Annotated in this window: 20 protein-coding genes; 6 read left to right on the forward strand and 14 right to left on the reverse strand. The window is 60.3% G+C overall.

Annotated features, from left to right (window positions below):
- Positions 1-113 precede the first annotated feature (113 nt).
- Together PIR02_12485 and PIR02_12490 are read right to left on the reverse strand one after the other, a co-directional pair.
- Positions 114-2,459: a DUF1906 domain-containing protein gene (locus PIR02_12485; protein WZH35591.1), complete on the reverse strand. Its 2,346-nt coding sequence runs from the start codon at positions 2,457-2,459 to the stop codon at positions 114-116.
- Between the two features lie 2 nt (positions 2,460-2,461).
- On the reverse strand, positions 2,462-3,292 hold the full coding sequence (locus PIR02_12490; protein WZH35592.1) for a hypothetical protein: 831 nt from the start codon (positions 3,290-3,292) through the stop codon (positions 2,462-2,464).
- Between the two features lie 656 nt (positions 3,293-3,948).
- Here PIR02_12490 and PIR02_12495 point away from each other — a divergent pair.
- Positions 3,949-4,239 (forward strand): hypothetical protein, encoded by a 291-nt coding sequence (locus PIR02_12495; protein ID WZH35593.1) that lies wholly within the window; start codon positions 3,949-3,951, stop codon positions 4,237-4,239.
- Between the two features lie 68 nt (positions 4,240-4,307).
- The gene (locus tag PIR02_12500) at positions 4,308-4,640 is read left to right on the forward strand and encodes an META domain-containing protein (GenBank protein WZH35594.1); all 333 of its coding nucleotides are present in this window, start codon (positions 4,308-4,310) and stop codon (positions 4,638-4,640) included.
- A 735-nt stretch (positions 4,641-5,375) separates the two neighbouring features.
- Here PIR02_12500 and PIR02_12505 read toward each other — a convergent pair.
- The 4 genes from PIR02_12505 to PIR02_12520 form a co-directional block, all read right to left on the reverse strand.
- Positions 5,376-5,837, reverse strand: a complete 462-nt coding sequence (locus tag PIR02_12505) for an SRPBCC family protein (GenBank protein ID WZH35595.1) — start codon at positions 5,835-5,837, stop codon at positions 5,376-5,378.
- Positions 5,838-5,945: 108 nt separating this feature from the next.
- Positions 5,946-6,626, reverse strand: a complete 681-nt coding sequence (locus PIR02_12510; GenBank protein WZH35596.1) for a GNAT family N-acetyltransferase — start codon at positions 6,624-6,626, stop codon at positions 5,946-5,948.
- 693 nt (positions 6,627-7,319) lie between these two features.
- Positions 7,320-7,880, reverse strand: coding sequence for a dihydrofolate reductase family protein (locus tag PIR02_12515; GenBank protein ID WZH35597.1), 561 nt, complete (start codon positions 7,878-7,880; stop codon positions 7,320-7,322).
- On the reverse strand, positions 7,877-8,428 hold the full coding sequence (locus PIR02_12520) for a TetR/AcrR family transcriptional regulator (GenBank protein WZH35598.1): 552 nt from the start codon (positions 8,426-8,428) through the stop codon (positions 7,877-7,879). The genes PIR02_12515 and PIR02_12520 overlap by 4 nt, the downstream gene beginning before the upstream one ends.
- Positions 8,429-8,573: 145 nt before the next feature.
- On the opposite strand from PIR02_12520, the gene PIR02_12525 reads away from it, so the two are divergent.
- Together PIR02_12525 and PIR02_12530 are read left to right on the forward strand one after the other, a co-directional pair.
- Positions 8,574-9,302: a hypothetical protein gene (locus PIR02_12525; GenBank protein ID WZH35599.1), complete on the forward strand. Its 729-nt coding sequence runs from the start codon at positions 8,574-8,576 to the stop codon at positions 9,300-9,302.
- Positions 9,299-9,505 (forward strand): hypothetical protein, encoded by a 207-nt coding sequence (locus tag PIR02_12530; GenBank protein ID WZH35600.1) that lies wholly within the window; start codon positions 9,299-9,301, stop codon positions 9,503-9,505. Before PIR02_12525 ends, PIR02_12530 begins: the two co-directional genes overlap by 4 nt.
- Before the next feature lie 105 nt (positions 9,506-9,610).
- Here the strand turns inward: PIR02_12530 and PIR02_12535 are convergent, their stop codons facing one another.
- Together PIR02_12535 and PIR02_12540 are read right to left on the reverse strand one after the other, a co-directional pair.
- On the reverse strand, positions 9,611-9,874 hold the full coding sequence (locus tag PIR02_12535) for a hypothetical protein (GenBank protein ID WZH35601.1): 264 nt from the start codon (positions 9,872-9,874) through the stop codon (positions 9,611-9,613).
- A 1,571-nt stretch (positions 9,875-11,445) separates the two neighbouring features.
- The gene (locus PIR02_12540; GenBank protein WZH35602.1) at positions 11,446-11,796 is read right to left on the reverse strand and encodes a hypothetical protein; all 351 of its coding nucleotides are present in this window, start codon (positions 11,794-11,796) and stop codon (positions 11,446-11,448) included.
- Between the two features lie 439 nt (positions 11,797-12,235).
- Here PIR02_12540 and PIR02_12545 point away from each other — a divergent pair, with 439 nt between their 5' ends.
- A complete protein-coding gene (locus PIR02_12545) occupies positions 12,236-12,418 on the forward strand; it encodes a hypothetical protein (GenBank protein WZH35603.1) in 183 nt (60 codons plus the stop codon).
- Between the two features lie 150 nt (positions 12,419-12,568).
- Here PIR02_12545 and PIR02_12550 read toward each other — a convergent pair whose 3' ends face one another.
- Positions 12,569-12,916 carry an Lsr2 family protein gene (locus PIR02_12550; GenBank protein ID WZH35604.1) on the reverse strand — a complete coding sequence of 116 codons (348 nt, stop codon included), beginning with the start codon at positions 12,914-12,916 and terminating at the stop codon, positions 12,569-12,571.
- A gap of 356 nt (positions 12,917-13,272) precedes the next feature.
- Complete coding sequence (locus PIR02_12555) at positions 13,273-14,418, reverse strand: hypothetical protein (GenBank protein ID WZH35605.1); 1,146 nt, start codon at positions 14,416-14,418, stop codon at positions 13,273-13,275.
- A gap of 1,012 nt (positions 14,419-15,430) precedes the next feature.
- Here PIR02_12555 and PIR02_12560 point away from each other — a divergent pair.
- A complete protein-coding gene (locus tag PIR02_12560; GenBank protein WZH35606.1) occupies positions 15,431-15,997 on the forward strand; it encodes a CYTH domain-containing protein in 567 nt (188 codons plus the stop codon).
- A gap of 376 nt (positions 15,998-16,373) precedes the next feature.
- Here the strand turns inward: PIR02_12560 and PIR02_12565 are convergent, their stop codons facing one another.
- From PIR02_12565 to PIR02_12580, 4 genes are all read right to left on the reverse strand, one after another.
- A complete protein-coding gene (locus PIR02_12565; protein ID WZH35607.1) occupies positions 16,374-17,216 on the reverse strand; it encodes a class I SAM-dependent methyltransferase in 843 nt (280 codons plus the stop codon).
- Positions 17,213-17,641 carry a GreA/GreB family elongation factor gene (locus tag PIR02_12570; protein ID WZH35608.1) on the reverse strand — a complete coding sequence of 143 codons (429 nt, stop codon included), beginning with the start codon at positions 17,639-17,641 and terminating at the stop codon, positions 17,213-17,215. The genes PIR02_12565 and PIR02_12570 overlap by 4 nt, the downstream gene beginning before the upstream one ends.
- Before the next feature lie 35 nt (positions 17,642-17,676).
- Positions 17,677-18,264: a methyltransferase domain-containing protein gene (locus PIR02_12575; GenBank protein ID WZH35609.1), complete on the reverse strand. Its 588-nt coding sequence runs from the start codon at positions 18,262-18,264 to the stop codon at positions 17,677-17,679.
- A gap of 546 nt (positions 18,265-18,810) precedes the next feature.
- Positions 18,811-19,701, reverse strand: a complete 891-nt coding sequence (locus tag PIR02_12580) for a radical SAM protein (GenBank protein WZH35610.1) — start codon at positions 19,699-19,701, stop codon at positions 18,811-18,813.
- Positions 19,702-19,856: the final 155 nt, after the last annotated feature.

Genomic DNA, 19,856 nt, shown 5'->3' on the forward strand with positions numbered 1-19,856 from the left:
CGCTCCACCACACTGCCACTGATATCGGGAGCGATAGTGCGGTGAAGAGCCATCCCAGCGCCTTCGAGGCTCTGCCCTGCACATCAGAGTTGCGAGGGCTCATGGCGCTACTCTCACTTGAATCGAGCGAAAAGTGCATCTGCGAAACCCAGACCGATTTGTTTCGACTCAGCATCCGACGGCGCAGGAACCCCTTCGTCCAAAAACTCCTTCAAGGCACGTTCGACCCAAATCCAGTGCACGAACAGGCTCGCCCCGCCCTCTGCTGCGTTCGCCTTCGAACCACCGAAGCGACGGGCCGCAAACTCTCGGTAGCGCCACGTCGAGTCCCGAGAGCACTCATACTCAATTTGACGAACACTCTCTAAGAAACTCATCCCTGACGCCATCAGCGACCGCGTCAAGTAAGCGTCGACATCGCAGAGTAGATCCTCCTGAGAGAACCGCCCCGAGGATGGACCCCCAACGTTCTTCTTGAACCAATCGCGAATAGAGGGCGACGACGCTCTATAGTTTGCGTAATAGTCGTTCCACGCGTTGACGAGGTCACCTGCCCACCCGGCGAGGTCTGCTGTTCGGGCCCACACTGTGGGTTCTTCCCAGACCCACCGTAGGTAGCCACGCAGGGATGCTGCGAAATGTGTCATACGCGGGATCTGCGAGTCGGCGGGCGCAGTGGCGATCGCCTCAAATGCAGCGCGGGCGTCTCGTCGCGCTTGCGCCCAGCCAACCGGCCGGTCTAGGTAGATGGGGTCGTTCTCTGACGCCGGGGCGTACAACGTCCAGACCGGAGCTTGGTAGTTTGGCTCGAGCCTCTGTATGTAGCGAAGAACGTAGTCGACGGGGAAACCGTCGGGATCGGCTGCCTCGGCTTTGACGATGTTCTCCGCAAAGTACCAGAGGTAGTCTTCGTCGAACTGTGTACCGGCTGACGTGGTCCGCAACGCCGTCGGGTACACGCTGTCGCTCCCAGCTGGTGTGGCTCGACTTGACTGAACGTTCTTGTCAATCTCCACCGAAGCGGAGGAATCGCTCAACGTTAACCCAGCGATCTGGTCATATGACCAAGATGGAGGGAGGCTGAAGCCGAGATTTCCGCTCCACCCCCAGGACATTGAGGCAATGAAGGCCTCTGACGCAAGACCTTCTTTGATGACTCTCGTGCAGACGTTCCTTGTTCCGTAGACGCCAATCTTGTACTTCACGGACAGTCGGTCGAGGTAGTACTTCACGCCGCGGAAGTACGGGAGGATACGCGAGGTTATTTGATCATCGATTGCGTCGAAATCAACGGCGAAGAATACCGTTGTCCCTTCCTTGAAGCCGAGTTGTCGAAGTCGTCTCGCGGCTTGGAATCCATGGTCGAGCCCTTTGGGACGACTGAACTCATTCTCGTTCGTGTTGTCTTCCTGCATGATGGGGAACGTCTTCAGTCCCGCCGCGAAAATCCGCTCCAACTCTCCGGGCGCGTATCTCTTGCCGTCGACGGTCAGGTAACGCCCAACAGTGCGGTACCCCTTTTGGTATATGAGCGCGCACTGTGCCGCGCTGAGTTGCGTGCTCATATCGCTTGCCGCGCCAGCGCGATTTTCATCTCCAGTGCTCACAAGGAGACCAGCCCACGTGGTGTAGTTGCCTACGCCGGTTTGCGGAAGCTCTGCGTACCTCTGAAATGACTTGGTGAATTCCTGGGTCGCACTGTCAAATTTTCCCGACAGCGGCGCTGGATAATCGTTGAATCGTAAGGCGCATTGGAACAACCGCACCCATCGTTTGCCGCTATCCACAGAGTTGAGCTGAACGGTAGCGTTTGCCTTCAGGCCGGACTGTGTTCCAGGTCCGAAGTTTCCGTTCGCGACGCCGTCTTTCATGTCCAGTTCGTACTGGATGCCGTACATGAGGCCGATCTGGGTGTTGCGCGAATACAGACCGTCCGTGGGTAGTAACGGAAAGTCAGCCCGCGACGAGTATCGCGCATTGAGCCACTGCTGAGCGGCTCGCTTTGCCTCCGTACCTGCGCCGATCAAGATGTACGCGTCCATGGTGAGCAGCGACTTCATGAGCTTCGCGTTCACTGTCATCACCGCGGATGACAAGCCGAGGTCGGCGTTGACGGTAGAGATGCTTGAGCTAACGGCGGCGTCGAACTTTCCGTTCTCCCAACCGCCGGTATACCCCTTCGTCCACAGCGCACCCTGGAGGATTCGTATGACCCGTGTCTTCCCTGCCGTTGTGGTTGGGCTGAGGGATCCAAACTGAGACGTGAAACGCGCTTGGGTTGCGGGGCCGAAGCTATCCGAGAGGGAGGTGATGCCGAGTTCTATCTGCAGCGCCCTTGTAGCCGCGTACATCGTCGGCCATCCCGGTTGCTCGTTCTCCGGGACCTTGATCCACTGTGAGTTCGTCTTGTATGTGGCATTCAGCCATTTCTGAAACTCAAGGACTTTCGGATTCGCCATAGTTACGCAGTTTCGGGTTCAGAGAAGTCGGAGAGAGCCGTACCGGAGCTGCTGACCGGAGCGGAAGAGTAGAGACCAGTTGCTCGACACCCAGGCAAGCCATTGTCGGGGATCACCACGGTCACTGTCGGACTTTGGGTGAGGCTCGGCCGTGTCGAATCGACGTCAGCGAGCGCGAAGCTCACTTCGTAAACATCGCCTACGGGCGTCGACGACGGGACGCCGAAGCGGCATGATCGTCGTTCGGAGGCTCCAACGCCTTGTTTTGCGTCAGAGGTGATGTCAGGCGTGGCTTCGACAAGGTCTGCGCCCGACGGAGTCAGAGAGTATTCAACCTCTACCCCTTCTGGGACACTGCCGGGCCCGACGTTCCGAAGCTGAACGATCGAAGGTACGTACTGGCTATCAAGAAGCGTCCATGCAACGACCAGTTCCGCTCCCCATGCCTGGACCGAGACCGCGCGGACCTCCAGCGTCGTCTCGACTGTTCCAAATTCGATGCGTGTTGCCACTGGGTCGTCGAACGTGTCCGAGGGATAGATGGCCGCCACCCGTGCCTGAGGCGCGAGTCGGACTGTTTCGGCGGGGATCGTGAAGGTCACGGATGAGGCAGTGCTGTTGGAAGCAGTCAGCACGCTTAGTTGGCCATTCCGGTCTTCGATCACTGCTCGGTCGGAAGCGGTCCAGATCCGTCCATCCCAGGACACCGTGAGGGTCGTGGGTCCTCCCGTTGCGTCAATCTTGATCAAGCATGGAAAGTCAACGTCTGACCTAGAGTCGCCGGCCGTGCCGAAGACGGTGGCAGTAACACGTTCCAAAACGTCGATACGCACTGACGGGGAGGGTGAGGGCGCAGCCGTCGGCGAATCGCTCGCAGCCATCGCAGCTTCGGACACCTGCAGTGTCGGCACCGCAGCGCCTATACCCAGCAATTGCAGAGCTGCGCGCCTTGAAATTTTGCGCGGGGTAGCCCTGACCATAGTCACCCCCGTTGACTGGCTCCCGGGTTCCGGCTCGGGATGATGCGGTGATCCTGCGGGAGTTGATTCGACATTATCGGCCGCACCAACATGCGTCTGTCCCCCAAACGGGTGGATTTCGCGAATGTCAACCCCGTTGACACCTGAGCCTCAGAACTCCGCTTTTTAAAGACCCGAGGCATGTTTCGTCATACACAGCGTCGCATGACTGCCCATACGGTGCTGTCACCTCAGTTGTACCGGCCTCAGTGTCTCTGGAGGGATGCGCGGGCGCGGCGTCAATGACTGACCATTCACAAGTCGCATTCAACAGCGTCGCGTTCAGGAGGGCCGCGGCTGTCGTGTGAAGCCCAGTTGCGTCGACACGTCTGGACGCAGTCGCTGGGTTGATACCTCCGCCCGAGTGGCTGAAGGCCATCATCTCTCGGCATGCCTTGGCTGGGGAGACGTGCGGCCAGCTACCGTCATTATGAAACCTCCTGTCCATCCGAGTCGGGCATACTGCGCGTATGCACTTCGACGCCAATCGATCTGTTGCGAGGCTGGACGATGTTCGACGCGTTCTTGTCAACGCGCGGGTGCTCGGTGATCTCCCTGCGGATGCCCGGATACGTGTCGCAGATGAGATGAGCGGGTGCGTCGTCACCGCACTCCTGCACGGCGCCACCCTCTCAGACCTGCGTGCGGATCTTCATTCGCTTCTTACCGTCGCCTACGACGTGGATGTCACCGCGGGCGACTGCGAACAACTGGCACGTGAGTTCAACGAGTTCATCGCACCACCCGCTCAACGCTGGTGAGCGGCGGCGGACAGGTGCGCGGGGGCACGAGTTGCGCTCCCTGCGTAGGGAGAGCTGGACGCGCGGGAGTGGTCACTGTTCTGGCGGGGGCGCTGTTTCTCAGCGGCTGTGCCGCCCCGGCAGCTTCCGGGCGGTGGGGCAGCGAGCAAAGAGATGAACCGTACGTGGATCTGCGCGTCGGCGGTCAGCTGGTCGGCTATGACGGGTGCAATTCGTTCTCCGGCACGTGGGAGGACGAGGGCGACGTGGCGGTGTTCTCCGAGGTATCCACCACCCTGGTGGGATGCCTGGGCGGACCTCCCCAATGGCTTGGCTCCGCGCGCACAGCCAAAGTAGATGGCGATCGACTCGTCTTCTTCGATGATGTCGGCGTTGAACTTGGGGCTCTCTCGAGGCCGTGACGCGCTCATTGGCGGCAACGGCGATGATGTTGCCGTGATCTGACGAACCGCGGCCGACACTCGGGGATAATCCAGCCGAACCTGTGATCGTGTCGCGTTGGTGTCGAGGAAGTTCCAACGGGTCTCAGGCCCGTGATGTGCGGCAGACGCAAGAGGACAGGCGGCGCCGTTCGTTCGGCGCGTGGGGATCGCGCCTAGGCGGGCCAGACGTCGATGAGGTACCGCTCTTCGCCGTCGTCGGCGGAGTCGTTGTGGTCTTCGCGCGGCCGCCGTGACCACGCAGCGCGGACGACGTATTCACCCGGTCGCGGCAAGGTCACTCCGGCAACGTCCCCGAGCCCGCCGGGTGGAATCGCTTGCAGCGTCGTGCTCGCAAGGTACACGCGGACCACATCGTGGTGGGGCCACACCAAAGAGTCGAGCGGCGGCTCCGTTGAGCGGTACCGGAGGCAGATCCCGACAAGTCCGGTGTGTGTCCCGGTGCTGAGCCATAACCCGAGCGGCGGGTGGGGTTCGAGCACCTCCCGCGCAAGTGTCAGTTCGGGCCACTCCGCAGCATCGACATCACCCAGCAGAATCAGACGGTGATCGGCCCCAACAAGAACGAACTCACTCCCCACCGATCCAGTATGTCGGGACGTACCTGCTGCTCGTCCAGCGGCACCAGACGCCGTTCCGTCGCAGATCGCATCCGCCGCGTATCGAGACGACACCGGTCCTTGAGCCTGCAGGTGTTCACTCCGGTGTCACGTCAGGCTCGTTGCACATCTGTGCGAGGGCTAGACCACGACGGGTGAGGAGACGCTTTATGCAGGGAACGAGCAGGACACGGTCGACGATGAAACCGCAGACCAGTGCGGACAAAGATACGACATCCGTCATACGCGTGACGCCCTCGCAGGGTTCGAAGATGTGCCAGTGCCGGAAGTAGGCCAACGGGCCAGAGGTCTGCTCGTCTTGGGAGAAGACGGGTTCGACCATCTCGGTAATCTCGCTTGTCAGCGCCCACCAGATGCCGAAGTGCTTCGCCTTCCACTGCACATGCTCACCGAGGGCAATACTCCCCGACGTCACGCCCGACACAGCTCGCTCTTCGGTACCGACCATCGACCGCTGGTGCAATCCGATGTCCGTCGCGAGGAGGAATGCGCGTTCGGGACTAGCGGGAATGCACGTGACGACCGTGACCTCACTCACGAAAGCCCTTAGAGCAGTCGTCTTCGCGCTTCCACCATCGTGATGGCTTCTGACGTCTGCTCGGGTAACCAGCTATTGTGACGACGTTGCGGACGACGCGCGTCACGTTCAATCCCCCTGCCGCATCCGGCGGTGGATTGTCTTCTCAGTAACCCCGTACTGCGCTGCCACTTCTCGTGCTGTCCGGCCCTGTTTGCGGATCAGCTCCCGAATGTGCGCCATCTGTTCCGGTGAAATTTTGCGCCGCGGTCTTCCCCGTAGTTCGCTCGACTCGGCCTCGTCGGGTGCAGGGGATCCGGTGTGGGTGTTTCGCCGCTTGCTGTGGGGTGAGGTGTTCGTCGCGCAGGGGCGCGTGTAGCGGTTCATTCCGTCGTCGAGTCCGTTGTTGCGCCACCCCGCAGACTGGAAGAAGGCTTTGGCGGGACGGTTGTCCACGTCAACGAACGCAGCCCACCCCCGGGCCGGCGGATGCCCCGACCAGCTGAGCGCCGCGGTCAGCACCCTGTGTCCAAGACCGGTCCGGCGACGACGAGGGTCGACAGCAAGGTCCGTGACGACGTGTCGTCGGCCGTCCGGATCCCACACCACACCGACCAGACCGACCGGGCCGTTGTGGTCGTGCACCACGAGCTGCGGCCCGTCTATGCCGCTGACAGCGGCGTGCAACCACTCCTCCTCGAGCGGGCCGAGCGTCGCGCTCAACGTCTCGTCACCAAACCATGCCTGGACCCAGGCCCAGTCCTGTCGAGCGAACAGGCGGAGGGAGAGTTCCGTCGTCGTATTCGTCACGGTGCCTTCAGCTGGTTGGTTGTCGTCGGGGCCTCTTCCTCACGCTCGGAAGATCATGCGTTCGGCAAAGACCATCTCAGAAAAATTTGGTGGGTGTCAAAGGTCCGCGTCCAGCTCTCACCATTGTGAATCCCCGTGCTCGTAGTCTGGCTACGTTGTGATCTCGCAAGACGCAACGCGTCGCGAACAAACTCAGCACTGCGAAGATCCAGCGCCGAGATGGGCTTGCGCAGCAGTCAACCAGACCCACCCGACGCGCACCATCGGCGTTACCGCGCGCAGGAACAAGTGCTATCGCGCCGGGCATCTTCTGTTCGCGCACCGGCTCAAATTGCTGTCGCTGGGTTTGCGAAGAGGGAATCGCCGACCACTGCGATTGAGGGGAGGCAGTGGCCGGCGAGGAGCAGGGGTGACACCGCTCCGGGGACACGATACTGCCTGACGCACATCCCAGTGCGAAAGCCACTCCGGGCCGATCAACGCGCGCCAGTTCACTTCTGATTGCAATACAACGGGGCATGGGGCTGTCTCCCAGGAAGTGCGTTCACCCGGTGAGTTTAGACGGCGGCCTTCGCCCCGTATGACTGCAGGTCCTCCGTCGTGACAGCAAGCCCTCGTCCCCACTTGTCCGGCTGTGGGTGGTCCTCGATCACGGTGCCGACGCAACATGCCTTGAGCCGTGATGGGCCAGCCTTACGCACGGACGACGTCGTAGGTGGTGCGGATGAGTCCGTTGTCTGTTGCGTGGTTGCCTCGCACCGTGAGGCGCAACTCGGTGTCGAGCGTGCCGAAGAGTGAGCGCCCCGATCCGAGCACAATCGGCGCGGTGGAGATCGTGAGCTCGTCGACGAGATCCGCCCGAAGGAATGCCTGAATGGTTTGCCCGCCGTCGATGTACACCTCGCGAACGTCGAGAGAACCGAGGAGTCGAGAGGCATCGTCGACTGATGCCGCGGCGCGAACGCGCGGGTCGTCGATGGTGCCACCGGTGGTGAGGACGATGACGTGTGTGCCGTCGAACGGCCACGTGTCGAAGCGAAGGACGGTGTCGTAGGTGGCGCGACCCATCACAATTGCGTCGACTGTGTCGTAGAACGTTTCCCAGATGAGCGCGGGATGAGCGTTCGACTCGTCGACTGTGTGACCGGTTGTGGGTAGGTTGGTCAACCAGTCGAGGGTGCCGTCCTCGCGGGCAATCTTGCCGTCGACACTCGTGCCGATGAACACGCGTCCGCGCCAGGTTCTCATTGTCATTTCCACATCTCCAGGAATCGTTCGAGGGTGATCAGCGGCGACGTGTTATCGAGACCGACCGCTGACCGAAACAACGACCCGTGCAAGGCGTCGAGGAGCAGCATGCCGCCCACCGTCGGGTCGTGAAGTCGGGGGAGGTCCATCGCTTGGAGTAACTGCGTGATCCTCTGAGCCTGCAGAGTCCATCCTTTAGCCAGAAGCGAAGCGAGTGCAGGATCCTCCAATTCGCTGAGCACCTCCGACAACGCGTAGACCGCACCAGCTGCTGAACTGGCACCAAACTCGCGACCGACGTACTCAGCGAGGGCCCACCCGGCGTCGTCGCTGACATCGAGCAACTCCTTCGAGGCGCGCTCAACCCAACGCTGCACCAGAGACTGCAGCAGACCGGCCTTCGACCCGAAGCGCTTGATGAGACCAGCCGGACTGATACCCGCAGCTGGTGCCACCTCGGCCAACGTCCAGGGCGTCAGTTCGGTGCGCTGCTCCAACGCGGTCACGATGCGCGCTAGTAGCTCTTCGTCGGCGAAACGGCGAGGACGAACCATGTCGTTAGTAAACCACAGTTTACAAACGTCGGTCTGGTGCGCGGACGATCTATATGCTGCAGGCCGGTGTGCGACGCGCGTGAGCACGGCTGAAGCGTCCCTCAATGTTCATTGCGTGGTGGGTTGCGGCTCGTAGCCTGACCTCATGCCCACTCTTCACACGTCACCGGCCGTCAGCCCGCGTCGACAGGTAGTCGCAGCCGCGCTTCTTCTGGGATCCGCAATCCTGCAGTATGTTGCGGCGGCTGAGAGGTGGCTGGTCGCTCCGGCGTCGTGGACGCGCTCCGACCGGTGGGTGGAGGACCATCTGTTCGACTACTCCTACCCAGCTGACCCCTGGGAGAACATCGGAGCTGCCGCCCAGTGGTTCGGAGTGGGGTACGTCATGCTCGCGCTGGGGGTCCTGGCTCTCGCAGGCACTGGAGGCGGGTCCGGGAACCAGCTTTCGAAAGTGTCCGCCGTGGTGGCGGCCATGTCTTCCGGTCTGATCGGTGTGCATGCGTTTCTGTCAGGAGTGCTGGGTCAGCCGACATTCCTGCAGGGACCTCTCGCTCTGTCCGCCGTTGTCGGGCCCGTCGCGCTTCTCGGTACCGCATTGGTGTACGCCCGATCATCACCGCTCACGGCTCTCGCCTGCATCCTGCTGCTGATCACCACTGTGCCGGGGTACCTCTTCGCGTCCATGGGTGTCGCTCCCGCCGTGATCGGCACGCAGTCCTACGACACCACCCCGCACACGGAGACGGTCGTCGCCACGAGTACGGCCGCTGCCGCCTTCGTCCTGATGACCGCCGCGATGGTCTCAGCCCTGCGTAGGCGACGCCGACGTGAAGGCACTGCGCGGTTCGTGCAGCAGAATATGATCGGCGCATGATGAACGCGTCGAGCGGCCAGGAATCGGCCATCAGCGAAATAGTGGAACGCCTCAAAGAGCAGTTCCCTGGTATCTCGCCGCAGACCGTACGAGCCGCGGTTGACGCGGCCAGGGATCACTTCTCCCGTGCAAGGATCAAGGACTTCGTGCCCCTCTTCATCGAGCGCGAAGCGCGAGCCCACCTCGAACGACCCCTGCCGTAGTCGCGTCGCTCAAGCTGTATACCCGATCTGCTGATGATGGGGGCCAGGGCGACGATCGCCTATGTCCGCGTTCGCCTGACCGTGCCCTCCTACGGCAATTTGGGGTCACTCCGATCCCTTCGGTGATTCTCCTGGCTCGTCGACCGACTTGTGGCGTCTGCGAAACAGTCGGACGACGTGTATCTCCCACACGAGACTTAGCGCTGTCGTGAGGATGAGAAACCCCGCGACAGCCCACTGCCCCGGTGTGTAATCCGCGACGAACACACTGACCACACCGAGAGCAATAAAGAGCAAGAGGAGAACGCTGTAGAAGGCCACGAACACTTCATGCCTTCGCTTCGTCATCCCGTAGAGCTGGTTGGCCACGGTATCAGCCTAGCCTTCCGCATCTGGCCCTCTCGGCTGCGGCGATATTCCGCACCAGACGGCGGTGGGCCCGGCTGAAAGTCTGTCAGCGGGGCGGATGGGAATGAAGGCGTGAAACCTCAGTCCACTTATCCGGCGGTCAGCTCCACGATAAACGTCGTGAATGGCCAAAGCCCGCACGCGCCGGCGATCGGCAATCGTCCTTGGGGTAGCTGCTGCTACATCGATTCTGGCAATCGTCATGTCAGTTGTCGCGGGACAGACGGCGCTTGCTATCGGCTTTGGAATTGTGCTGATATTCCAGTCAGCGCAGCTCATCTGGACGTTGCAAGAACTCCGCCGCAGCGTTCATGAACAGAAGGATCTTACCTAATCGAGGGGGTGCCAAGACATAGGAGAGGACGCCTCGGCGACCCGATTGAGTGACTGGGCCTCGCTCGGTGGACGGGGATCGGCTCAGGCGTGTCTTTCAGCGATGCGACTTTCTCGCGTCGAGGCATTCCGTCTAGTGACGGGTTGTGAGGGACAGTCCGTCAGGGCTGCTGGCTTGGGTGAGCCATTCTTCAATGATGGCGTGCTCTAGCTTTGCGGGACGGCTGCCGTAGAACCTGAACATGAGGGGGACGGCTGGGTGTAGCCAGACGGAGCGGTATCCGTGGCCGGGGTCTGGGACTTGCAGCATGAATGATTCGCCGCGGCGTAATTTGTTCATGACGACGACGCGGAGGTGCGCGAGCTCACGGTCGTCGATGTCGAAGGTTGTCTTGGTTTCGTACTGGAGTTGGCCCACGCCGCTATCGTATTGCGACCACGGCGTGCGTTTGATGGAACAACCATTGGTCGAGACCGGTGGAACGGGCGAGGCAGTGGCGGCGAGCGACTGACGACGTCTGATTAGCGTTACGCCGCAGCGGCCCCAGAGGCCGGGCGTAGCCGGGGCTGTTCATCTTCTCGTCTTCCAGGACGGCTATCCTGCCCGCATGAATACCGCGTGGAGATGGGGTTGCGCAGCAGCGGTCGCTCTCATGGTCGCCCCGATGATTTGTTGGGGAGCCACGACATACGGGGTGGAGTCTCTCGAGTGGGATCCTGAGTTCGCCTCGTACAACTACGCGGAACGCCCTGGAGGGGTGGTGGTCCCGGTCGTTGGGGTGACGGTCGCGGCGTTGCTGGTTGTGTTCGCGCTATGTGCCATTGCGGCCGCGGTGCGCATCGCTGTCCGAAGGCGCGGCGAGAGGGTGCTGCCACCAGCACCCCAGATAGTTCGGACAACACCCGCGCATCAGGTCGAGATCGCGTTGTCAGAGCACCGCTCCTACCCCTGAGCACCATCCCGACGCAGGCCACAGTCCGAGGCCAGACGTATCGGGCTTGTTCTAACGGGTATCGACGTGGGGACGAACACCCCCGGCGGCCTCTGTTTCACTCAACAGTTCCGCGGCTGTGGACAAGGTGCACTTCGACGCCACCCGCTCTCTTGCTGGCGGGGTTGGTGGCGGCGATAGCCGATGCGGTCTCTTCGTCGGGGGCGTCGAGGAAGTAGACCTTGCTACGGACGTTCGAGAAAGAGACTACTTCTGGGCGTCGAGGCTGAGTTTGACGACGGCTTTGGTCTCTAGGAAGGTGCACAGCACGCCTGCAATCGTGAGTTCGCAACCGAGCTGTAGGGCCTGCGCGGCGGTGAGAGAAAGGTCCGTCTCCCGGGCCTCGAAAACAACGTGCCATCGGCCGGAATCGTCATCCGACGGATGCAGCACGGTGGTGGTGTGGGCGTTGCGGAGTTCCAGCTTGATGAGTCCCGTGTCACCGTCTTCGGCGTCGTGGGGAAGCACGCGGATCGACCCCGCCACGACATACCCCGCTGAGAGGAATTCATCGACCCAGCCCTGCAGCGTCTCCCTATCGCACACCACCAACTCCACTCTGTTCGTCGTTACCTGCTACGAGGTTTGCGCCACCCGCCGTAGCTTTCCTCACTAGCTCCCCGACGCGAGTTAGGAACGACGGCATTGGGGCCGGACGCATACCAGGAGTGGAATGTCCACCTCGGACTGAATACTGCGCGTGCGCGGGGAGATGTGAGAGCCTCACTCCGAGCGTACGCCTGTGAAAGAGCGAGGTGTGGTCAGACGGGAGCGATGTGGGAATCTCGCGAGAATTTGCGACCGCAGTGCAGCGACTGCTGAAAGTAAACCGGGGACTCGTCGCGCGGGGGAGTAGCGCCATTCGTCCGGGTGAGTATTCGGTGCAGCGCGGCGTGCTGTGGGTCAGCACAAAGGATCATCCGCACGTCGACGTCCTCATTCGTGACCTGCGCGACAACGTGTAATCCGAGGCCAACCACGAGGCGGTGAGGAGACCATGCCCGAACGCGTCGACGCAGTCATCCGCCGCACCCTGCAAACCGCACCGCACACACAGATCCACTACAGCACAGCCGTCACGGTGGACAGCTACTTCCAGCGACCTCACGCCCTCTACGTCCATCCAGCGCACGAGACCACCGTCGAAAAACTTCGCACCGAACTGGGCCTCGAAAAGTGATGCGGTGTCGGCGCCGCCAGTTGCAACAGCGACGATCCGAGACGGGATCGAGCCGCGAGCTCGGCATCTAAGTCGTAAGTCACACTGTGAAAGAAAGAGGTCGGTGTCCCCGCACTCGAGCGGTAACGTCGACCTCTTCGCATACAGATGTTACGCAGTCTCGGCCTTGTACTTTTCTACGATGGAGACAGGCACGCGTCCCCGGTCGCTCACGGTGTGTCCGTTCTCGCGGGCCCATTGCCGGACCGCTCCGAGATCCACGTCGCTCTTGACCCGGGTGGCCCGACGCCCCGTGCGCGGCGCGGCGGCGGATCCGGCGGAGCGGGCAACATTCACGAACGGGGCGAGTGCCTTGTAGAACGTGTCGGCATTTTCTTCGGAAAGGTCAATTTCGTATGCACGTCCCTCGACGCAGAAGGTGATCTGCTTGCCCTCTCCGGTGTCGAGGACGGTGCCGTCGAGATCGTCGACCAATTGTGTAACGCGTCGAATTGCCATGTAGGAAACGCTGTACCGCTATGACCCACATCGTTAGTTGCGCACGCGTTAGCTCATACCGATCGAGTACCAGGTCTTTCGTTCGGGAGCGAAACCGAAATATTGCGCGTCTTCTGTTCTCGTGCAGTCGGTGCGCTGAGACGGAGGACGCCCTCACCTCAGACCGGAGGTGGGGGCGACCCGGCGCGAGGTGCTTACCAGCGTCTGGGGGCGGCACGAGACATACGCGCGCCCGTCCCGGCGAACGGGAGTATTACGGTGCCAGTCCCACTCCCCATGAGGCGCTGAAAACCTGGCAGAACGAAAGGCCAGCCCCTCCCTTAGGAAGGGGCTGGCCTTTCGCGCGGTAAAGAGCGTCAGACCTGCTGTCGATGCGTTCGACGGGCGATGATGAGTGCAGCGATGCCACCGAGGATAAGGATGCTCGCTCCGACCCCGGTAGCCGCGGTACTGGTGTTGTCGAAGCCGGTGATTGCCAGACCGTCGCTGACGGTCAGTGCCGCGTACGCGGAACCGCTTGTCGCGCCGCGTACCTCGACATTGTGTGCACCGACTGTCGTCGCGGATGGGATGGTCACGGTCTTTGAGATCGTGCCTTCTGCGCTGGCCGCAGTCGACAGCAGCTTGACCGGCGTGGAATGCAGCCAGATTTCGACGGACTCGCCGGGCGCGAGGCCAGCTGCGTTGACCGTGACCTGATTCCCCCGCACGACCGTACTCGGCGAGAGCGAGATAGCGATCGGCGTCGAGGTAGCGGTGGGCGAGGGGGAAGGGGCGTCAGTCGGCTGCGGTGTCGGTGTTGCTGTCGGCGTGGCCGTGGGCTCAGGTGTCGGAGTCACCGTTGGTGTCGGGGTGGGGGTGGGGTCGACCTTCTCGGGCACCGTGAAGGTGTACGGCTCGATGATGTCTTTGGTGCCGAAGCAGTCGCAGTGCTGGACGAACGAGCTGGTGATGTGGCGCGTGTAGGTGCCGGGGGCGAGGGTGATGGTGTCCGTGAAGATTCCGGGGCCGTCGACGTTCGTCCACTGCGAACCGCTCGGCGGGTGGAACCAGGTGCGGTTACCGGCTTCGTCATCGACGTAGGACTCCAGGAGCGCGCTGGCTCCCGTTTGTTCAACGTCGGGCCGGAGGTCGTATCCAAGGGTGAGGGTGACGTCGCCGTTGTCGTTCACGGTCTGCTCGGGACCGCTCGTGATCATGACGAACGTGTCGCCGTAAGGTACGGCGATGACTGTGAAAGCCCCTTCGTAGAGGGGCAGGACGTCGGAGCAGTCCACGCCACATTCAAACGAACCCTCAATCTTCAAGGGGTACGTTCCGGCGGGCAGGGACACTGTTTCGGAGAAGGTGCCGTCCTTCGCGAAGTGGACATCCCAGGACTTCAGGGGCGGGCCGTCAGCCGTGGGGATTTGAACGAACAGGTTGGTCTCGTCCACGCCCGGTGTGATCTCGTAGTCGAAGCTGATCGTGGCCGTCAGTGGCGTGTCGATGTCGACTCCCACGCGGGAGATGGACGACCACGGGGTTCCGTTCGGTAGGCGAGCCTGGTCTTGCGACTGCGCCTCGGCGTTGGTTGTCGAGGTTGTCGATGCCTGGGCAGCTCCCCCCAGGCCGAGGACGACCAGCCCAGACGTGATGAGGACGGCGGCCAATGCGTGGCCTGCCCGTCTGGCGCGGCGAGTGAGTGCGGGTCGGGTCAAGGCGGTTCTCCCAGGGTGTGAGTGAGCGCCGGGCGGGCTGGCCGGCGAGCGCCTGCTTAGGACGGCAGGCAGGGTACGTTCGCAGATTACCAATTTCTATTGGTTACAGCCAACTCTTCTTGGTTTCAGGGTTGAGTAGTGAGTACCAACCCCGCGAGCACGCCCGAGTGGGCCGAGTTCGCGCGGGAGCTCGGGATGAATCTCAGACGTCGACGGAACGCGCTTGGTCTGACGCAGGAGGCGGTCGCTGAAAGGGCGGGCATCTCGCTGTACGCGTACCAGCAGTATGAGCGCGGGGCGGTTACGCGCGGCGGAGCCGCGACGAATCCGCGTTTGGCGACGGTAATGGTGATCTGCGGCGTGCTGGATGTGTCTATCCAGGACCTCCTACCTTCAGCGCTGCGGCTTCATTCGCAGTAGAAGTGAGCCCTGCGCCACAGAACGGGTCATGGAGGAGAAATGCGCGTTCTGAGCCGAGAGCACTGAAGCGACGATCGTCCTCAAATTCTCTATTCAGGTCGGCGACGTCTTCGCGCATTTATCGAGCGCGCGAAGATCATCCATCTGGGATTAGGTTGACAAGCCGGTCGCGCGAGAAACTCGCAGAGTTTCGCCTGCGGAGGGCTAGTAGCTGAACTTCGCATGAAACCATAAGCCGCGCAGGAGTCCGCGACTAGCATGGAGATGCGACCTCAGAACATCTCACGCGATCCAGCATGAGTGGAGTCGATCACTCTCTGAACAATTGCGCGGATAGAAACGTAACAGATGGCTTTCGCTTGATGAAACAATTGTTGCATGATTTAATGAGAGAATGACTATCGAATACGAATTGCGGACCGTTCTATCAGAAGACGAGATCGAGGAAGTTAGATTATCTCTAATTAATTTGCATGCTCGGAAAATTCACGACGAGGCGCGCATCGAGCGTTGGATCTTGAAGACCCGCGACTCAAGTCTTGAGAAGGCAAACAATCAATGGTTAAGGATAAGATCGAACCCAGACGGCGATGAGATGACATTGAAATCTGACGCCGCGCCTGGAGAATCGACCGAAGTGAGTGTGAAGGTGTCGGACGCTAGCTCCGCCGTCGAACTTCTCAATCGCGCTGGTTTACCCACTGAGCGTCACCAACTGACTCTGCGAGAAAAGTGGAGTCTCGACGAGGTTGTTGTAACGTTCGACACCTGGCCTCTCTTGGGAACTATCGTAGAAGTAGAGTCAACTCTTAGCTTGACTCGCGTTCACGACGTTATATCGGAGTTGGGAGTGCCTGTAGATCGCTTTTCAGACAAAGGTGTCGTACAATTATATGATGACGTTGTTGGAGTTGACGTTCTGGCAATATCGAACCTGGATTTCCATACGTCGGTGCGCTGACCTGCCGCGAAGGTTCGGTACCCCAGAAATTCGCCGAAATTTGTGAGATGTCTCGTCCGTTGATTCTCCCAGACCGGGAGGCCTGATGGGTCCAGCTGAGTGTCTCAGTCGAGGGAAACACTCCGTTCTCGGCTCTCGTGCGCGGGCCATCCGGTCCCGCGAGCGTCTTCGAGGGCGAGTGACTTGTTCGGAGCGTATGCCGCTATCCCGCCGATAACGAGCGACCAAATGGCAGGTAGCCGACCGGTTCATTCCTCGGACGCGCCGCCGCGTTGCGCACCGATTCCGTCGGCGCCGAGGTGACACTGGTTCCGATTAAAATATCGCGGAGGGCTTGGGTCGCAATCTCAGACGAGGTCAACACCAAAGTTCACTTCTACATTCTGCGAGCACGCACGTAGTATCCGCCCACACCATCGTCAGGCGAAGCAACATCATCCCGCCAATAGTCGACAAGCGCTTGATACAAGATTGCCAAACGGACCTCGTCCGCCGTTGACTGTTCTTTTCGCAGCTCAGGTATTGGTTCTCGAACGATCCGCGTGTAACCCAGTGCGTCGCCTATAAAACCTGATCGGAGTGTCTCGTATCGTCGCAGCTCAACCACCTCAAGACGGTTGTCGCGCAGGAGATTCTTCCACTCGCTTTGAGCGCGGTAATGACAATGATGCCAGCGGTCAGTGAACCACTCCCTGTAGCGTCGAGCTTCATCGGCGGTTACTGATACGCTTTCACGACCATAAAGAAGCGTCTTCTCCTTGTTCTCAGATGGAACAGTGAAAGCAAACGTACCTCCCGGCCTCAGTACTCGAGACACCTCCTTGACAACATCTCCGTCGCAGGCAATGTGCTCAAGCGTCGAGTTGCAGATTGCGTACTGTATCGAGTTATCCGCAAATGGCATGCGTCGTGCGTCGGTGTGCAAAAGATCCCGGTAGAGTCCCGTGTCACGTGCTAAAGCTATGTCTCGCGCTAGGAGATCCACTCCCACTGCTTTGCTCAAATTGATAACGGCGGCGAACTTTCCATTGCCACACCCAATGTCAAGCACACCCTCAGGGGGAGCGTCGTAAAGCGCCGCCTCGATCGCGCGGAGTAGCGCGAGAGCTGGGCGGTCAGGCCAGGCCCGGAGTGCTCGCGCGAGCGGATCGTCGGGCACTTCGATGGTTAGCGTTCCGCTTGCTGGCTCGGACATGCGGATCAACTCCAGTGGATTCATGCTATCGAAATCACCTTTATACGGGTCCGTCGCTCGCCAACTTCGCGCCGAGAGCCGACGTTTGCGCCGAGCAGCACAGATGCGAGAGGTGAAACATAGGAGATGCGTCCCTCTCTCGCGCCGAGCACTATGTAGCTACCGATCACTACCGTTTCTTGCTCTTCTGACTTCTCCCATTCGATAACGACCGTTGATCCAATCTGTACTTCGCCTTCCGTCGCTCCGGGCAGGATTCTGATCGCGTTTTTCCGGATCTCTTCGAGTTCCATCTTCTGTCGATACCACATCTTCGCGTCTTGCTGGACGGCATCAAAAGCAGGATTATCGTGCCAAGTCTCCGACGTCTGCGTCGTAGATTCGTGCGTTCCAGATAGGGCCGCTCGGTATTTCTCGTCTGCGTCTCGGATCGCTTCGTCGAGGGCCACGAGATCTTCGCTAAGAAAAAAACTTGTGACACGATCTAACTCTCGTCCCTTGCTGCGATGGCTAAGCCCATCCGGTGGACATGTCGGTACGGCTGGCCGGGATGCGGGTCTTCGACGAACGTAGGTGTGTATGCTTCCCACACTTTTTTCCAGCCCGGCAGATGCGCCCAGACCTCGCCGGGCTCAAGGTAATGCTCGTGATCTACATGCTTCACGTCTACGGGCATCATGTACTCGGCAGCGAAGATTCCCCGGGGTGTCACGGAATTTGCTAGATTTCCGATGATTGTCGAAAGAGGAGTAGCAAAATTTCGTGAATAGTGCCACGAGCAACTTGTCCAAGCGAGGTCGAACCGTCCATCCTGATGTAGATCCGCGATGTCTGAAACAAGAATTGTTAGGGTGCCGGAGGCTTCCAGCTCAGGCCGGATGCGGGCCAGGGCTTCTGCATCGATATCGAGGGCGGTGACGTTCATGCCGGCCTCAAGGAGTGGGTATACAAACTTTCCATCCGATGCGCCTGCAACTAACGCGTTGCGAACGCCGTTTGATAACGCGAGTTCTCGTACGAGCGGGAAAAATGTCCTTGTTCCGGCCCATGATGTTCTATTATCGGCGTTCATCCTCATGATAGTCGGCTCGCAATCGCTTCAACGACCTCGGCAGGGGCAAGATGACTCGTATCGATATGGATCCCAGGAAGTTGCTCGTAGTACGCTTCAATCTTCTCGTACACTTCCTCCGATTTTTTCATCCAGTGCGAGTCGGTTCGACCTCGTCCGCGCATTCGACGGAGCCGAGCGTCTTGGTCGCAATGTAGTACCACGACGACGTCAGGTCGGAGAAACAGATTCGAGGAATCTTCCAGAGTCGAGCCCATCGCTCGGTGATACGCGTTGGCGCGATCGAAGTAGCTTTCTAGCACCACAGAATATCCTTGCTGTAGCTCGTCTTTGACTCTCAGTTGCGACACGCCCAAGGCGGCTAAGTACACTAAATGCCTCACGTTGACGTCCTTCGCGGCCTCCGCAACCCTCCTTGCTGGCGTGAATTCAGATGGGATTGACGGCATGAACTTTGCGCGGATTCGATTTGCTAACAGCGGAGCAACGGTTGTTTTCCCGGTCGCGGACATTCCTTCGACGACTAGGAATCGTGACGGATGAACCTCAGTTTTCATAGCGAACATCCGGAATGCCCAGAACGACCTCGTTCCGATCGTTTGAAACGCGGACAACGTTGTTGTTTACACGGCTCCAACGGAAGGCCTGAGCTCCGGTGCCTACGGCCTTACACGACATGGTGAGACCGAACTCTGGGTCCATCTCGATCCGGTCGATCGACGACGCACCACGCGGGGCGCAGCCCACAGTTTTGCTCGGATCGAGATCGTCGTCGAACGCAACCTGGATGATCTCGGTTTCACGTGCCCATGCAACGAGGGATTCCAACAGACCCAGATCGTCGCATACGAGACCAGGCCGACCTGCGGCATTCCCAACGGCCCGAAGCTGGTGAAGCTTCATCAAGGTCGCCCCGTTCTCCGCAGCGGTGCGCGCGAGCTCAGGAATCTCACGTATGTTCTCGCTCGTCACGGTCGAGGTCACGCCCGTTCGGATACCTTCTCGCGCACTGATTTGTACGGTTTCGAGCGCGTGCCGAAACGATCCCCGTCGCCGGAGCCGATCGTGAACATCTTCCAAACCGTCGATCGATACGCGCAAGTCGTCGATGTTCTGGCTCATACTTCGGATCTTCGCCTGAGTGAAGCGATGACCATTCGTGCAAATCTCTGTGGTCATTCCATTTTCTCGCGCGTACTGCAGCGTGTCGTGAAGATCTGGATGGAGAAACGGCTCCCCACCAAGGAGAACGACGTGCGACGTGGCATAGTTCTCGCGAAAATGGTCCATCACCTCTCGAACGTCCTCGCGGCCGATTGTTGATGGGTCCTGAAGCTTCTCGCCGTGGAAGCAGTGGCCACAACTGAAGTTGCATCGATACAGCAGTTGGATATAGAGCGTGTCAATACGTCGAATGCCCAGTTCCTGCCCGATCACGGTTACTCCTCCTTCAGCGCTGCGCGCACCATCTAGGCGAGGTCTCAGCGATGTGGCCGCCGTCGTCCGTGACCCGGCACCGTGCACGACCTGCGCGCACGCTTCGGGTTGCCTATAGATCGAGACTAGCTACATGCAACTTGCAGTCGCAAGTA

Source organism: Microbacterium enclense (genome assembly GCA_038182865.1).
Lineage (GTDB): Bacteria > Actinomycetota > Actinomycetes > Actinomycetales > Microbacteriaceae > Microbacterium > Microbacterium enclense_B.